Raw genomic sequence first — 16,335 nt, 5'->3', positions numbered from 1 at the left:
ATGTCTGAAGAACCACAATATACACAAATAAAACGTCCAGTCAGCAGAGTGGCAGAAAAAGTCTTAGGTTGGCTGAACTGGATTGGATTATTGTTATTAACAGTAATTACTATGTTTATTGCGCTTGTGTCATTCAGCAACAATACATCAATTCAAAATCTTGAACAGTCAATCAACAATAATGATTTAGCACAACAAGTGCTCGCAAATAACAGTTTAAATACAACACAATTTGTGATTTGGCTTCAAAACGGTATTTGGGCTGTCATTGTTTATTTAATTGTCTGTTTATTAATTTCATTCTTAGCACTCATTTCTATGAATATCCGAGTGTTATCTGGAATTCTCTTCTTAGTTGCATCTATCATTACATTGCCTTTAGTGTTACTACTCGCAACAATCGTCATACCAGTACTATTCTTCATTGTCGCAATTATGATGTTTGCGCGTAAAGATAGAATAGAAACTGTACCACGTTATGGCGGTGGTTATGTACCATATGAGGGCGGTTATGATGATTATGATAGATATGACCGTGAACCTGTAAGACGTCCACATGGCTATCCAGAAGACGAGAGAACACCACGTTATGAACCTTCTTATGAAAAACGTGATGAGTATGATGACGAAGAAGATGATGTGAAACCATATGTACCGAAAAAAGACAGAGTACAAGAGACACATCAAACAGAAGATACAGAAGAACCTGTACAGTCTGAAGAACCAATCACAAAACGTGAAGATGAAAGTGAACCTGAATTCTTATCACGTCAGGCGAAATATAAACAAAAATCAGAAGAAGAAGTCAGAGAACAACAAGAACAAGATGCATATGAGCGTGAACAAGCGCGTATGCAAGAACCTTCTGATGAGCCTGAAGAAGTAAAATATCGTGATGTTGAACCGCGTAAAGGTGAAACAGCTGAAGAGAAAGCAGCACGTAAACGTGAGAAAAAAGAAAGAAAACGTCGTGCGAAAGAAGCACGTAAAAATCGTCCGAGTGCTGTGAATCAACGACGCATGAACTTTGAAGAACGTCGTTCATTCAACCAAGGTAAATCACCGACAACGCAAGAAACAAAAGAAGATGACGTACAGTCAACTGAAGATACACAAGCACAAGATTCAGATAAAAAATCATAATTTTGATAAACCGAAAGCAATGACTATCGTTGCTTTCGGTTTTTATCTTGGTAAAAAACCAAAAAATTTTCTATTGCATAGTTGAAATAAATGAAATTTAATTGATTTATGCATAAATTGAGTGCTTTAAGGGTAGTTACGTTTATAAGACCCGTTAAGCGGCCTTAAAAAAGCGGATGAAGTCAGCGAAGAATATAATGCGACGCTTCAATTTCGCTTAATCAGGAGGGTATTACAATGAATAGAAAAGTAGAAAGAATCATTGGATGGATCGGTGTAGGTCTGACAGTACTCTATATGTTGCTGTTCTTAATCGGTACATTCATGAAGGATGGCATGTTGGCTGACATTCTGTTAAAACAAGGGGATTCCAGTATGTCACCTGAATTCTTGCATCAAACAATGGTCTTCACAACGATTGGTTTGATTGTTGTCGCAATTATCGCAGCAGTGGGTCTTGTATTAAGTAAGAAAAACCGCATTGCTGCAGGTATTATCTTAATTGTCGCGGCACTAGTTGGTTTATACTTCTCAAACTTTATCGCATCTATTTTATTCTTTATTGTAGCGATTATGTTATTTGTTAGAAGAAGCCAAGCTAAACGTGAAGCCAACAAAGAGTACGACAGAAATCATGGCTATTTCGAAGACATTACACGTGATAATGAAAACACAAACAAGCATGAAAAAGTCAATCCTGAAGGCAAACAGGTAAGAGACAAAGCAGAACATGACAAATTTGATTCAGAAGCTAATCACGAAGCGCATTATGAAGAAAATGCGAATGAAAGTGAATTGGCTAAACAACGTAGAAGAGACGATCATGAACGTCCACGCAGACATGATTTAGACGATTTCAAATAATAAAATTAAAAAGCAGCTGCAATCCGTAAAGGGGAAACTTACTGGATTGCAGCTGCTTTATTTTTATTGTATAGCTTTTGTTTACAGTTCTTGGAATGTTTGGATGATTAAATGGATGTTTAATCCGCTTAGGATAACAATTAATGACCATGAAATTATGTTAATCCATAATTTGTTTTTAAATCTTCCCATCAAGTCTTTGTTGTTAGTCGCAAGTTGAAGCGGGATTAAAGTAAATGGCAACGCAATACTTAAGAATACTTGTGAAAAGACTAAGAGTTGTTCCATCATACTTTCATTACCATGGAAGATAATTAAACAAATGATAACTGGAATAATTGCGATAGAACGTGTGATTAATCGTGTTACCCAGTTTGGTAATTTCAAGTTGATGAAACCTTCCATAACGATTTGACCGGCTAGGGTACCTGTAATCGTTGAGTTTTGACCTGACGCAAGTAAAGCGACTGCGAATAAAGTACTCATTAAACCGCCAAGAGATGCGCCAAGCAACGGTTGTTGTTCTAAGGCTTGATATAAGTCATAGAAACCGCCAAGATTATCTGCATTGCCTGTACCGAAGAATAAACCAGCACCTAGAACAAGTAATAAACAGTTAATCACAAATGCGATAGTCAATTGAATGTTTGAATCAATTGTCGCATATTTAATGGCTTGTGCTTTAGAAGCTTCATCTTTACGATTATATGTTCTTGATTGGACGATAGATGAGTGTAAATAAAGATTATGCGGCATAATCGTTGCACCAACAATACCTAAGGCAATATATAAGGCACCTTGTTGTGTAACGATATGACTGCTAGGTATAAAACCATTTAATACACTGACAACGTCAGGTGAAGCAATATAAACTTCAAAGATGAAGATTGCGAGTACAGTAAAGATTAACGTACCGACGATGGCTTCAATTTTTCTGAAACCGAATTTCATAATAAATAATAAGATAAAGACATCAAGTACTGTGATGATCGCACCGACAAGCAATGGAATTCCGAATAATAGATCAAGCGCAATGGCACTGCCGATAACTTCTGCGATATCTGTCGCAATAATTGCGAGTTCAGCTATGATCCAGAATATAAATGCTAAAGGTTTATTTAAAAAACGTTTTGTGACTTGTGCTAAGTCATGGCCTGATGCGATACCGAGTCTGACTGTCATACTTTGAAGCAACATGGCAGACAAACTTGAAATTAATATTACAAAAAGCAGAATATAACCGTATTTGGCTCCGCCTTGCATGGAGGTAATCCAGTTACCAGGATCCATATAACCTACTGCAACCAGTAAGCCCGGTCCTAAGAATGAAAGGAATTTCTGCTTGATACTGCTGTTTGAATTGAAACTGACAGTATTGTTGATTTCGTCTAAGCTGTCGTTATTATAATTGACCTGTCTATTGACCTGTCTTTTAGTCAAGAAGGTCACCCCCACTTCTCTATGTTCTAACAATGGTTTAATAATAAAGTAAAAATAAAATTAGGTCAACCTAATAAAACTGTTTTTTACGTTTAAAATTGTGAGCAACGAGATGTAGGTGAAAAAGAAAAGCTGATTTAAACAAAGTAGTATAAGGCAAACTTTGTCTAAATCAGCACGATAATTTTGAATGAATAGTTAAATGCTCGGTATTATGCTATTATGGATAAAACTTTAACAGTTGCTCAAACGTATCTTCTAAATAATCGAGGAATGCTTGATCTGACTTTAACTCAGGTGCATCGGGTGCGAGTGTACGTGCAACAAAGAATTCGCCTTTTTTAAGCTGTTTTGCACGTGACAATGCTTGTTCTAAATCTTCAGTCGATAGGTCTTGGATCAATGGTTTATCCATTTTGACATGATCTACACAAATACGGTAGTCTGCAGGCAAGTTTTCAATATCTTTGAAGTGATTTTCAAAGACCTCAATGTAATGCGTTTTATTTTTAGCTTCATGCATAACGCCGAACATGACAAAGACTTGTGATTCGTATAAACCGATTTGGAAATGCGGCAGCATTTTATAACCGCGTTTATTCGTAGAGAAAGCGACCCAAGTATCTTTCGGCGGATTTACTGTACGACGTGCATGTTTTGCGATATGCATAAAGAATTCATCTGCTGTATGGGTAGATAAGAAGTCAGCGAAGTGTTCACCCAACTGATGTAGTTTTGGTCTGATGTGTTGTTCGATTTCAGCCATTCGTGCTTCTAATCCAGGCACTTCAAAGACTTTAAAGTCTTTAGAAGAAAAAGTATAGTTAGACATGACAAAGCCTCCTGTTGTTATGATTGAAAACATTGTAGCATAATTTTGGCTTGATTTAGAGTAAATGAAATTCTGAAATGATTTAGTTATAATATGATAGAAGGGGTGTTCGTAAATGGCAGTATATGATTTTGCAAAAGGACTTGTAATTGAAGCGGGTAATAATATCCGTAAAATGATGCAACAAGATATCAATATTGAAACAAAATCCAATCCAAATGATTTGGTGACAAATGTTGATAAAGCAACGGAAGATTTTATTTACAATAACATTATGGAGAATTATCCAGACCATCAATTTATTGGTGAAGAAGGACATGGCAGACCGATGTCTGAAGTTGAACAAAAAGGTATTGTCTGGGTTATAGATCCGATTGACGGCACATTGAACTTTGTGCATCAAAAAGAAAATTTTGCGATTTCTATCGGTATTTATAATGATGGAGAGCCTTATGCAGGATTTGTTTATGATGTCATGAATGATTTGCTCTATCATGCAAAAGCAGGAGAGGGTGCGTTTGTAAACGAACATCCAATGAAGCCGCTTGAGAATTCGGATTTAAATAAAAGTTTGATTGGAATTAATCCAAATTGGTTAACAAAGCCGGTGATTGGTGTTATATTCAGAAAGGTAGTAGATGAAGCGAGAAGTTGTCGCGCTTATGGTTCTGCAGCCTTAGAAATGATTCATGTTGCGCAAGGAAAATTAGGTGCATATTTAACACCGAGATTACAACCTTGGGATTATGCCGGTGCTTTAATTATTTTAAATGAAGTAGGCGGTAAAGGTACGGATTTATTAGGTAATCCACTTTCACTAAATCAGCCGCACTCTGTATTGGTCGGCAATCAATCCATACATGAGGAAATTTTAACGAAACACATGTTGCCGGAAAAAGAAACTTTTGAGACATTACACAAAAGATATCGATAAAAAATAAAAGGTCGGGACCATCGAAGCTGTTTAAACAAGCAATTGTTCAAAAAGCATCTAGGTACCCAACCTTTTTCTTTTGACTGAAATATATGTGTATTCTTTCTCCTGCAGGGTACTGCAAGGAGTGGAACCCTTTATGTTAAAAATTCATGTAATGATTGGTCAGAACCAATCGTTTTCGCGATATTTTTTCTTAGTTGTAAAGCCGGCACCGAAAATTGCAATTAGGATAATGGCTGTAATCGCCATAAACCAATAATTTTGAGCACCTAAGCTAAAACTGAACAGTACTAAGAAAATGACTGCAAGAACAGAATAAAGCCAAAATATAGCTTTTGATTTTTTTTTCTGCATTCAAACCCCACCTTATTATTCTTTGCTCAATAATATGATATAATAAAAAAGTTGCAAATTGAAGTGGGAATTTACTCAAGAAAGGAAATTTAGTATGACAAATTTAAGAGAAGACGTACGTAACATTGCTATTATTGCTCACGTTGACCATGGTAAAACAACATTAGTTGACGAATTATTAAAACAATCTGGTATTTTCCGTGAGAATGAGCATGTTGATGAACGTGCAATGGATTCTAATGATATTGAAAGAGAACGTGGTATTACAATCTTAGCGAAAAATACTGCAGTTAATTATAAAGGCACTAGAATTAATATTTTAGACACACCAGGTCACGCTGACTTCGGCGGTGAAGTGGAACGTATCATGAAAATGGTAGACGGTGTTGTATTAGTTGTTGATGCCTACGAAGGTACAATGCCTCAAACACGTTTCGTGTTGAAAAAAGCGTTAGAACAAAATTTAAAACCTGTAGTGGTTGTAAATAAAATCGATAAACCTGCAGCACGCCCAGAAGCGGTTGTAGATGAAGTCTTAGACTTATTTATCGAATTAGATGCAAATGATGACCAATTAGAATTCCCAGTTGTATATGCATCAGCTGTAAACGGTACAGCAAGCTTAGAACCAGATAAACAAGATGAAAACATGCAGTCATTGTATGAAACAATCTTAGACTATGTACCAGCACCAGTAGATAACCGCGATGAACCTTTACAATTCCAAATCGCGTTACTTGATTACAACGACTATGTAGGTCGTATCGGTATTGGTCGTGTATTCCGCGGTACAATCAAAGTCGGAGATCAAGTTTCATTATTAAAATTAGACGGCAGTGTTAAAAACTTCCGTGTCAGCAAATTATTCGGTTTCTTCGGTTTAAAACGTGAAGAAATTGAAGAAGCACATGCTGGGGATTTAATTGCGGTTTCAGGTATGGAAGATATCAACGTAGGTGAAACAGTAACACCACATGACCATCAAGAAGCATTACCTGTTTTACGTATTGATGAACCAACACTTGAAATGACTTTCCGTGTAAATAACTCACCATTCGCAGGGCGTGAAGGTACGTATGTGACTGCACGTCAAATTCAAGACCGTTTAGATCAACAACTTGAAACAGACGTATCATTAAAAGTAACACCAACTGACCAACCAGATGCTTGGGTTATCGCAGGTCGTGGTGAATTACACTTATCTATCTTAATTGAAAATATGCGTCGTGAAGGTTTTGAATTACAAGTATCTAAACCACAAGTAATCCTTAAAGAAATCGATGGCGTTTTATGTGAACCATTTGAACGCGTACAATGTGAAGTACCTCAAGAAAATGCAGGTTCAGTTATCGAGTCACTTGGACAACGTAAAGGTGAAATGTTAGACATGGTGACTACAGATAATGGTTTAACACGTTTAGTATTCATGGTGCCTGCACGTGGTATGATCGGTTACACAACTGAGTTCATGTCAATGACAAGTGGTTATGGTATCATCAACCACACATTCGAAGAATTCCGTCCACGTATTAAAGGTCGTATCGGCGGACGTCGTAATGGTGTATTAGTTTCTATGGACCAAGGTAAAGCAAGCCAATATGCAATTATTGGTTTAGAAGACCGTGGTACTAACTTCATGGAACCAGGTACTGAAGTATATGAAGGTATGATTGTTGGTGAAAATAACCGTGATAATGACTTAACAGTAAATATCACTAAAACTAAAAACCAAACCAACGTACGTTCAGCTACGAAAGACCAAACTGAAACAATGAAACGTCCACGTATCTTAACACTTGAAGAAGCGTTAGAATTTATCGATGACGATGAATTGTTAGAGGTAACACCTGAAAGTATCCGTATGAGAAAGAAAATTTTAAATAAATCTCAACGTGAAAAAGAAGCAAAACGTATTAAACAATTAATGGCTGAAGACGAGTAATCGTTACAGCTTTAAGATAATGAAGAAGTCTGAATCAAAAAGATTCGGGCTTCTTTTTTGTATTTAGGAAGAAAAAAAAGACCATGAATCAATCGTCATGGTCTTCTGTTAATATATTGAATTTTTCTTGTGCTTTATAAAAGTTATTACGTTGTTTAGGAACATCTAAACGACTTCTGCAATCTTCGCACATAAATGTGCGCATAGGATGATTGCGCAGCTGTTTGGCTTCCAATGTATTTTCATCCATGAGTACTTCCGTATCACAGATGATACACTGTACTTTTATCAAATTATACCACCTCGATATACGTCACATGTTTGAATTCATGTGAATACCCTTCTTCAGGTATGTACACGAAGCTGTCAACACCGTTGTCATCATATAAACGTTTCCCTTTATCTGCGAATTTAAAGAACAGGTAAGGTAATAAGCTTAACGGTACTTCGATTGAATCTTCATCGTTTGATAGACGAATTGCTGTGGCATCGTCATTTGGTTCAGCATTCTTGAAGAAAGGTGTCATGTTAATCACAAATGTGTCCTCAATCATGGCACGCTTTTTATACTTGATTTCAGAATTCAGGGTTGGAGGATTCGTTTGTCCTTCCAAAATTGCGCGATTCCATTCACGGTTATTTTGGAATTCGACAGGTTTTGTTCCTTCAAAGACGCCTGCTTCTAAATCTTCGATTTTTACTTTACGATCGTCAAAAATCCAAGTTGTACTGTCTAAAGTAATTGGAAATTTAACTTTACCCTTAATTTGTATCATGTTATGCGCTCCCCTTTATAATATCTGAGTCTATGATAACATAGAATAGAGTTACTGATTCGAAATTTACTTGCAATTTAGTTTTGAGTAGGCTAAAATTTTTAATATGACAAACAAATGATAGGGGGAGTATGTCATGACGAAATCGAACACAATCAATAACGCGGCATATGACCAATTAAATAAAGATGCAGATCGCATTCTGCAATTAATTAAAGTACAAATGGACAATTTAACATTGCCGCAATGTCCTTTGTATGAAGAAGTTTTAGATACACAAATGTTTGGCTTACAAAAAGAAGTAGACTTTGCAGCAAACTTAGGCTTGATCGATATCGAACAAGGTAAAGAAATCATGTTGCGTCTTGAAAAAGAATTGTCTAAACTTCATGAAGCATTCACAAACGTTTAATTTCACAGCATCAGATTAAACCGCACAAAGTGGCTGCAGTTCTGTCAGAAGTTGATAGAATGTACAGTCACTTTTTTTATTTCTTTTCAGCATACAGAAATGCTTGCAACACGACTTAAAAATGTGGTTTTATAAAGATATCGTCAAAGTGAAAACAGAATTAAGACATTAAAGTCTTATACAAACTCTAAATATATTTGAAAACACTTCAAATATGAGAATTGGATGATTTTTAAATGAATAACATAAAATCTTTCTTTCGGTATGTCGGAAAGTATGCAAAATATATCGATTATCCGTTAGTGATTACATATATAATGCTGTGTTTGATTGGGTTGATTATGGTTTACAGTGCCAGTATGGTTCCTGCTACTAAAGGGACGTTAACAGGGGGTACACCTGTGTCTGGTACGTACTTTTATACAAGACAGTTAATGTACGTTGTGATGAGTTTTATTATTGTATTTTTTATGGCGTTCTTCATGAACGTTAAATTTTTACAGCAAACACGTGTGCAACAAATTATGATGGCAGGTATTTTCCTTTTGCTATTCTTTACGTTATTAATCGGTAAAAATATCAATGGTTCTAAAAGTTGGATTAACTTAGGGTTTATGAACTTACAAGCTTCAGAGTTGTTGAAAATCGCCATTATACTTTATCTGCCATTCATGATTAATAAAAAGCGTGAGCGCGTACTTGCGAATCCGAAATTAATACTGAATCCGTTATTATTTATCATTGTGTGTATTATCATGGTGCTATTCCAACGTGATGTTGGACAAACGATGCTGATTATCATTATTTTTATGTCCATTATGCTTTATGCAGGTATTTGGATTAAACCGCTATTAAAATGGGGCGGTATCATATTGGTAGGTGGCAGTATTGCATTAGTACTATTCGCCATTGCAGGTTGGTTACCTGCATACTTAGTTGCCCGTTTTAGAATTATGACAGATCCATTCCATTTTGAATCTGGTACAGGTTACCATATTTCAAACTCCTTAATGGCGATTGGGAATGGGGGATTATTCGGTAAAGGTATCGGCAACAGTGTGTTAAAACTTGGCTATCTGCCAGAACCGCATACAGACTTTATTTTTGCGGTCATATGTGAAGAACTAGGTTTAATCGGAGGCCTATTTGTGATTGGATTATTGTTCTTTATTGTCTATAGAGCTTTCCAGTTAGCTTCTGAAACAAGTTCTTATTTCTATAAACTCGTTTGTGTTGGTATCGCAAGTTATATCGGCAGTCAAACATTCGTTAACTTAGGTGGTATTTCAGCGTTAATTCCGTTGACAGGGGTACCGTTACCATTTATTAGTTTTGGTGGTTCCTCTATGATTAGTTTAAGTATCGCCTTAGGCTTATTATTAATTACTGCGAAACAAATCAAGATGGATAAACAAAAAGCAAAACAAAAACATATTGATATTCCAAGAAGATATTAAATGACAAGACTGAGCGTAAGCACGTTCAGTCTTTTTTTATGTCGATTGAAAGATTTTTAAAAAGACAAACGTTTTTTATTGACGAGTAAGAAATGTTAAGAATAATGGTTAAGCTAAAATGATTGCTTTCAGAAATAAGTATAAATAAAGTTTATGATGTGTTATAAGAAAATATGATATAATACGGATATGCTTCTATATGTCTTATCTATACTAGCACTGTCTAACATGCTTTGGTGGCGTGTTTATAAGCTGCTGAAACAGTATAGTTTGGCTTGAAGTTTACATATCAGAACAGATACATCTACTAACATTAATGTTCGTGTTTTGGTATACTATTATCTACAACAAAGGTTTAGAAAATTCTAATAATTGATTTTTTGGGGGTTGATCACTTGAAGAAGATTAATAAGTTAATGGTAGCAAACCGCGGTGAAATCGCAATTCGTATTTTCCGTGCAGCCACTGAATTAGACATTACAACAGTCGCAATTTATTCAAATGAAGACAAAGGTTCGTTACATAGAAACAAAGCTGATGAATCTTATTTAGTCGGAGAGGATTTAGGTCCTGCTGACAGTTATTTAAATATTGAACGTATTATTGAAGTTGCGAAGAATGCGAATGTTGATGCGATTCATCCAGGTTACGGATTCTTAAGTGAAAATGAAACCTTCGCAAAACGCTGTGAAGAAGAAGGTATTATCTTTATCGGCCCTAAACTTAAACATTTAGATATGTTTGGTGATAAAGTGAAAGCCCGTGCCACAGCAATTGAAGCTGGTTTACCAGTTATTCCGGGTACAGATGGTCCGATTGAGGATTATCATAAAGCTGCAGATTTTGCGAAAGAAGCAGGTTACCCATTGATGATTAAAGCCACTAGCGGTGGCGGCGGTAAAGGTATGCGTATTGTGAATGAGGAGTCTGAACTTGAAGAAGCCTTTACACGTGCGAAATCTGAAGCGCAAAAATCTTTTGGTAACAGTGAAGTTTATATTGAAAAATACATTAATGAACCAAAACATATAGAAGTTCAAATCATGGGTGATGAACACGGTAATATTGTTCACCTTTATGAAAGAGATTGTTCTGTACAACGTCGTCACCAAAAAGTTGTTGAAGTTGCGCCATCAGTAGGTATGGATGAAGGTTTACGTCAACGTATTTGTGACGCAGCATTACAATTAATGAACAATGTGGGCTATGTCAACGCAGGTACAGTTGAGTTCTTAGTATCTGGCAATGAGTTCTTCTTTATTGAAGTTAACCCACGTGTACAAGTAGAACATACAATCACTGAAATGATTACAGGTATCGATATTGTGAAAACACAAATTCTTGTAGCAGATGGTGAATCGTTATTTGACGATGAAATCAGTATTCCGCATCAAGATGATATTCATACATTAGGGTATGCGATTCAATGTCGTATCACAACTGAAGATCCGACAAATGACTTTATGCCGGATACTGGACACATTATCGCTTATCGTTCTAGTGGTGGTTTCGGTGTACGTTTAGATGCTGGTGATGGATTCCAAGGTGCTGAAATTTCACCATACTATGACTCATTATTAGTGAAATTGTCTACACATGCGCTAACGTTTAAACAAACGATTGAAAAAATGGATCGATCTTTACGTGAGATGCGTATTCGTGGTGTGAAAACGAATATTCCATTCTTAATTAACGTGATTCGCAATAAACAATTCCAAGAAGGCGACTATACAACTAAATTCATCGAAGAAACACCTGAGTTGTTTGAAATTAATCCAACACAAGACCGTGGTACTAAAACATTAGAATACATTGGTAATGTGACAATCAACGGTTTCCCAAGTGTTGAAAAACGTCAAAAACCGGATTTTGAACGTCCACATGTAGACCGTGTACCAAGATCAGAAATCAAACAATTAAGAGGTACAAAACAACTCTTAGATGAACAAGGTCCTAAAGCTGTAGCGGACTGGTTATTAAAACAAGAAGATGTGTTGATTACAGATACAACATTCCGTGATGCGCATCAATCCTTACTTGCGACACGTGTGCGTACGAAAGATATGTTAGCTATTGCATCACAAACAGCGGAAATCTTACAAGATGCATTCTCACTTGAAATGTGGGGCGGTGCGACATTTGACGTTGCTTATAACTTCTTGAAAGAAAATCCATGGGAACGTCTAGAACAAATGCGTAAAGCCATTCCTAACATTTTATTCCAAATGTTATTACGTGCATCAAACGCAGTAGGTTATAAAAACTATCCTGATAATGTGATTAAGAAATTCGTAAAAGAAAGTGCTGAAGCTGGCGTAGATGTCTTCCGTATTTTCGACTCGTTGAACTGGTTAGACCAAATGAAAGTAGCGAATGAAGCGGTTCAAGAAGCGGGCAAAATCTCTGAAGGTACAATTTGTTATACAGGGGATATTTTAGATCCGCAACGCTCTAATATTTACACATTAGAATACTACGTGAACCTTGCGAAGGAATTGGAAAAAGAAGGATTCCATATTCTTGCGATTAAAGACATGGCAGGTTTATTAAAACCTAAAGCTGCTTTTGAATTAATCGGAGAATTAAAAGCTGCAGTTGATTTACCAATCCACTTGCATACACATGATACAAGCGGTAACGGTATTTTAACGTATAAACAAGCTGCAGATGCAGGTGTAGACGTCATTGATACAGCAGTATCATCTATGAGTGGTTTAACAAGTCAACCAAGTGCGAACTCATTGTACTATGCTTTAAATGGCTTTGGTCGTGATGCACGTACAGATATCAATGGTCTTGAACGTTTAGGTCAATATTGGGATACAGTACGTCATTACTATAGTGACTTCGAAAGTGATTTCAAATCACCGAACACAGAAATTTACCAATATGAAATGCCTGGCGGTCAATACTCAAACTTAAACCAACAAGCGAAAAGTTTAGGCTTAGGCAATAGATTCCATGAAGTTAAAGATATGTATCGTCGCGTAAACTTCTTATTTGGAGATATTGTTAAAGTAACACCATCTTCAAAAGTAGTCGGCGATATGGCGTTATACATGGTACAAAATGATTTAACAGAAGAAGATGTCTTAAAAGACGGTTACAAACTCGACTTCCCTGAATCAGTGGTCTCATTCTTCAAAGGTGAAATCGGTCAACCAACAGACGGCTTCAATAAAGAACTTCAAAAAGTTGTGTTGAAAGGTCAAAAACCATTAACAGAGCGTCCAGGTGAATACCTTGAAGATATCGACTTTGAAGCGTTACGTGAAGAACTTCAAGCAAAACAAGAAAAACCTGTCACTGAACAAGATTTAATCAGTTATGCGATTTATCCTAAAGTTTATGAACAATACATCGCTACGAAAGAACAATTCGGTAATGTGTCATTATTAGATACGCCGACATTCTTCTTCGGTATGCGTACAGGTGAAACAGTTGAAGTGGAAATCGATAAAGGTAAAACGTTGATTATCACATTAGAAGCAATTACTGAACCAGATGATAAAGGTGTCAGAACAATCTTCTTCATCATGAACGGTCAAACACGTCAAATTAAAATTCAAGATGAAAATGTGAAAACGAATGCGACAGTAAAACCAAAAGCAGACAAAGCTAACCCTAACCATATCGGTGCACAAATGCCTGGTACAGTGTCAGAAGTTAAAGTTGCAGTGGGTGATCACGTAGAAAGCGGACAAGCACTCTTGATTACTGAAGCAATGAAAATGGAAACAACAGTACAAGCACCATTCAACGGTACAGTAAAACAAGTTACTGTCACAAATGGTGAAGGTATTCAAACAGGTGACTTATTAGTGGAATTAGAAAAAGATGAATAATCGTTAAAATATGCCGGAAGCTGATACTCTCTTCAGTTTCCGGTATTTCTATTCTTGAGAAGCCTATTTATAGTAATAGTGAATAAGAAGTTTGGGTGAAACAACGAAAAATAACCGCTGAACAGTGATGTCTGTTCAACGGTTATTTGTATTAATAAGCGTTATTTTTAACTTTTTCAACACGTTTTGTACGCAGCATCAATAAGATGAAGTAGGCGATTAAACCGAATTCAAATGTGATAATTAATGCGTGTAGTAAAGCGATGAATAAATTCACGCTTGTGAAGATTGATAAAGCACCTGTGATAATTTGCAGTACGATTAAAAGTAATGCTGCTGTGTAACCATATCGGATGGTACGGTTTTCGTGATAGTGTCTGATTGCATAGTTAAATGCAAGGAACACACTGATTGTAGCGATAAGTGCTAATAATCTATGCATGAATTGTACCCAGTCTTGTTCTGTATGTGGAATCAAGTCTGCGAATGGTAATGGCCATGAACCATAAGATAATGATGAATCTGTATGACGTACTAAAGCACCTGTGTAAATGCCGACATATAAACAAATCGCCATTGTCCAAGTATAGATTCTAAGTTTAGGATCTATGTGTACTTTGTTCGCTTCGTATTTTTTATCTACATCGAAGATGATTAATGTCAATACGAAAACAGATGAGAAGCTGATTAATGAGATACCAAAGTGCAATGCAAGCACGTAATCATTTTGTTGCCAAAGCACTGCTGCAGCTCCGACTAATGCTTGGATAAGCAAGAAACCGACACTGATAATTGCCAGTGGTTTAACTTCTTTGATATACCCGATATTCTTCCAAGCTGTAATGACCAACCATAATACAACGATTAATGATAAAGCAGATGTTGCTCTGTGACTGAGCTCGATAATTGTACTAATAGGTAAGTTTTGCGGTAATAAAGCACCATGACATAACGGCCATGATGATCCGCAACCATCGGCTGAACCTGTTTTTGTTACAAGTGCGCCACCTAATTGAACCCATGCCATAATAACTGTTGCAAGAACAGCTAACCATCTAAGGTTACGTTTTTTAAACAATTTAAAACACCCCACTGATTAATTGACATAGATAAAGGCAGAGGAAAGGAGGGATTTGTACGAACAAGTATGTAAGACGAATCCGAATTCCATGCCTCAAGCCTATTTGTCATTTGATAAATTGTAAATATTTATAAACATTATATCAATAATGGCTATAAATTTTAATAGCATGTGGATTGAAAATGTGTCACAAAAATGACGATTTTTTGAAAATTAGTGTTGTCGCTAAAGTGTCACAAATTTGTCTTATTTAGCCTAGTCAACTATTACTTTTTGCTATATCATTGTATTATATGAATATTTTAAGGAGGGGCATTATGGATAAAGGACATACTTTGTCGCAAGCTTCTGGTCGTGTAACCCTTAAAGAACTGAAAGCAATTATTAAAATGGGGCTCGTTCAAGGGAACTTAATTCCTGCCTTCACAGGAGCATGGCTAGCGATTGTATTAACGAATCACTCCTTCCTATCATCTATACCGCAAATTCTGTTGATGATGATCGGTTCAACGCTCATCATGGGGGGCGCATGTGCACTCAATAACTATTATGACCAAGATATTGACAGCATTATGCCAAGCAAACAGTCAAGACCGACAGTCAATAACAGAATTTCAAATAAAAATTTATTGATTTTAAGTTTCGGAATGATGGTTCTAGGAGAAATCTTATTATTTATCCTAAATATACCATCAGGTGTCATTGGTTTAATGGGCATTATCGGCTACGTATCATTTTATTCAATTTGGTCTAAACGCCACACAACTTGGAATACTGTTATCGGGAGCTTCCCAGGTGCAGTACCGCCTTTAATCGGCTGGACAGCAATTGAAGGCCAACTAAGCTTAACAGCAATTGCGTTATTCTTAGTGGTATTTTGTTGGCAACCGATTCATTTCTATGCCTTAGCTATTAAACGTCAAGACGAATATGCTTTAGCTAAAGTTCCTATGTTACCATCTGTTAGAGGTTTTAACCGTACACGTGTAGGTATGCTTTTATGGTTAGTCGCATTATTACCTTTACCATTATTATTTACAAATTTAGGTACGGTATTCGTTGTATTGGCAACACTTCTGAACTTAGGTTGGATGTATCTTGGCTTAACAAGCTTCAAGAAGAACTTCAATCAAAAGAAATGGGCTACGTTAATGTTTGTTTACTCACTAAACTATTTAGTGCTATTCTTTGCATTAGCAGTCGTAATTTCTTTAATCAATATGATTTAAATAAATTGAAGATAGGATGAGAT

The 16,335-nt window shown here is 36.2% G+C and carries 14 protein-coding genes; 8 read left to right on the top strand and 6 right to left on the bottom strand.

From position 1 onward, the window contains the following. On the top strand, nucleotides 1-1,143 hold the full coding sequence (gene auxB, locus MUA87_RS08670) for a lipoteichoic acid stability factor AuxB (protein ID WP_060803909.1): 1,143 nt from the start codon (nucleotides 1-3) through the stop codon (nucleotides 1,141-1,143). A 237-nt stretch (nucleotides 1,144-1,380) separates the two neighbouring features. Continuing rightward, nucleotides 1,381-2,007: a DUF4064 domain-containing protein gene (locus MUA87_RS08665; protein ID WP_057510362.1), complete on the top strand. Its 627-nt coding sequence runs from the start codon at nucleotides 1,381-1,383 to the stop codon at nucleotides 2,005-2,007. A gap of 81 nt (nucleotides 2,008-2,088) precedes the next feature. On the opposite strand, the gene MUA87_RS08660 is transcribed toward MUA87_RS08665, so the two are convergent. Beyond that, nucleotides 2,089-3,447 carry an Nramp family divalent metal transporter gene (locus MUA87_RS08660; protein WP_262550550.1) on the bottom strand — a complete coding sequence of 453 codons (1,359 nt, stop codon included), beginning with the start codon at nucleotides 3,445-3,447 and terminating at the stop codon, nucleotides 2,089-2,091. Nucleotides 3,448-3,667: 220 nt separating this feature from the next. After that, nucleotides 3,668-4,279 carry a YktB family protein gene (locus MUA87_RS08655; RefSeq protein ID WP_262550548.1) on the bottom strand — a complete coding sequence of 204 codons (612 nt, stop codon included), beginning with the start codon at nucleotides 4,277-4,279 and terminating at the stop codon, nucleotides 3,668-3,670. A gap of 115 nt (nucleotides 4,280-4,394) precedes the next feature. Here MUA87_RS08655 and MUA87_RS08650 point away from each other — a divergent pair, with 115 nt between their 5' ends. Continuing rightward, nucleotides 4,395-5,213, top strand: a complete 819-nt coding sequence (locus MUA87_RS08650) for an inositol monophosphatase family protein (RefSeq protein WP_002480537.1) — start codon at nucleotides 4,395-4,397, stop codon at nucleotides 5,211-5,213. A gap of 165 nt (nucleotides 5,214-5,378) precedes the next feature. On the opposite strand, the gene MUA87_RS08645 is transcribed toward MUA87_RS08650, so the two are convergent. Then, the gene (locus MUA87_RS08645; RefSeq protein ID WP_002480538.1) at nucleotides 5,379-5,570 is read right to left on the bottom strand and encodes a DUF5325 family protein; all 192 of its coding nucleotides are present in this window, start codon (nucleotides 5,568-5,570) and stop codon (nucleotides 5,379-5,381) included. Between the two features lie 94 nt (nucleotides 5,571-5,664). On the opposite strand from MUA87_RS08645, the gene typA reads away from it, so the two are divergent. Beyond that, nucleotides 5,665-7,512 carry a translational GTPase TypA gene (typA, locus tag MUA87_RS08640; protein WP_023015936.1) on the top strand — a complete coding sequence of 616 codons (1,848 nt, stop codon included), beginning with the start codon at nucleotides 5,665-5,667 and terminating at the stop codon, nucleotides 7,510-7,512. An 88-nt stretch (nucleotides 7,513-7,600) separates the two neighbouring features. On the opposite strand, the gene MUA87_RS08635 is transcribed toward typA, so the two are convergent. Continuing rightward, nucleotides 7,601-7,804: a DUF2197 domain-containing protein gene (locus MUA87_RS08635; RefSeq protein WP_023015935.1), complete on the bottom strand. Its 204-nt coding sequence runs from the start codon at nucleotides 7,802-7,804 to the stop codon at nucleotides 7,601-7,603. Nucleotide 7,805: 1 nt separating this feature from the next. Next, the gene (locus MUA87_RS08630) at nucleotides 7,806-8,288 is read right to left on the bottom strand and encodes a hypothetical protein (protein ID WP_002480541.1); all 483 of its coding nucleotides are present in this window, start codon (nucleotides 8,286-8,288) and stop codon (nucleotides 7,806-7,808) included. Between the two features lie 136 nt (nucleotides 8,289-8,424). Here MUA87_RS08630 and MUA87_RS08625 point away from each other — a divergent pair, with 136 nt between their 5' ends. The 3 genes from MUA87_RS08625 to MUA87_RS08615 all read left to right on the top strand — a co-directional run bounded on the left by MUA87_RS08625 (nucleotide 8,425) and on the right by MUA87_RS08615 (nucleotide 14,002). Beyond that, entirely contained in the window at nucleotides 8,425-8,700 is a 276-nt protein-coding gene (locus MUA87_RS08625) for an Fpa/YlaN family protein (RefSeq protein ID WP_002480542.1), read from the top strand. Between the two features lie 236 nt (nucleotides 8,701-8,936). Further along, a complete protein-coding gene (gene ftsW / locus MUA87_RS08620) occupies nucleotides 8,937-10,157 on the top strand; it encodes a cell division peptidoglycan polymerase FtsW (protein WP_002480543.1) in 1,221 nt (406 codons plus the stop codon). 395 nt (nucleotides 10,158-10,552) lie between these two features. Next, nucleotides 10,553-14,002: a pyruvate carboxylase gene (locus MUA87_RS08615; protein WP_262550546.1), complete on the top strand. Its 3,450-nt coding sequence runs from the start codon at nucleotides 10,553-10,555 to the stop codon at nucleotides 14,000-14,002. 151 nt (nucleotides 14,003-14,153) lie between these two features. Here the strand turns inward: MUA87_RS08615 and MUA87_RS08610 are convergent, their stop codons facing one another. Beyond that, nucleotides 14,154-15,080: a COX15/CtaA family protein gene (locus tag MUA87_RS08610; protein ID WP_057510365.1), complete on the bottom strand. Its 927-nt coding sequence runs from the start codon at nucleotides 15,078-15,080 to the stop codon at nucleotides 14,154-14,156. 320 nt (nucleotides 15,081-15,400) lie between these two features. Between MUA87_RS08610 and cyoE the strand changes: the two genes are divergently transcribed. Then, on the top strand, nucleotides 15,401-16,312 hold the full coding sequence (gene cyoE / locus MUA87_RS08605) for a heme o synthase (protein ID WP_002480546.1): 912 nt from the start codon (nucleotides 15,401-15,403) through the stop codon (nucleotides 16,310-16,312). Nucleotides 16,313-16,335 lie beyond the last annotated feature (23 nt).

It is taken from the genome of Staphylococcus simulans, assembly GCF_025561465.1.
Lineage (GTDB): Bacteria > Bacillota > Bacilli > Staphylococcales > Staphylococcaceae > Staphylococcus > Staphylococcus simulans.
Note: the sequence above shows the minus strand (reverse complement) of the source record. Positions and strands in the feature narration are given on the sequence as shown.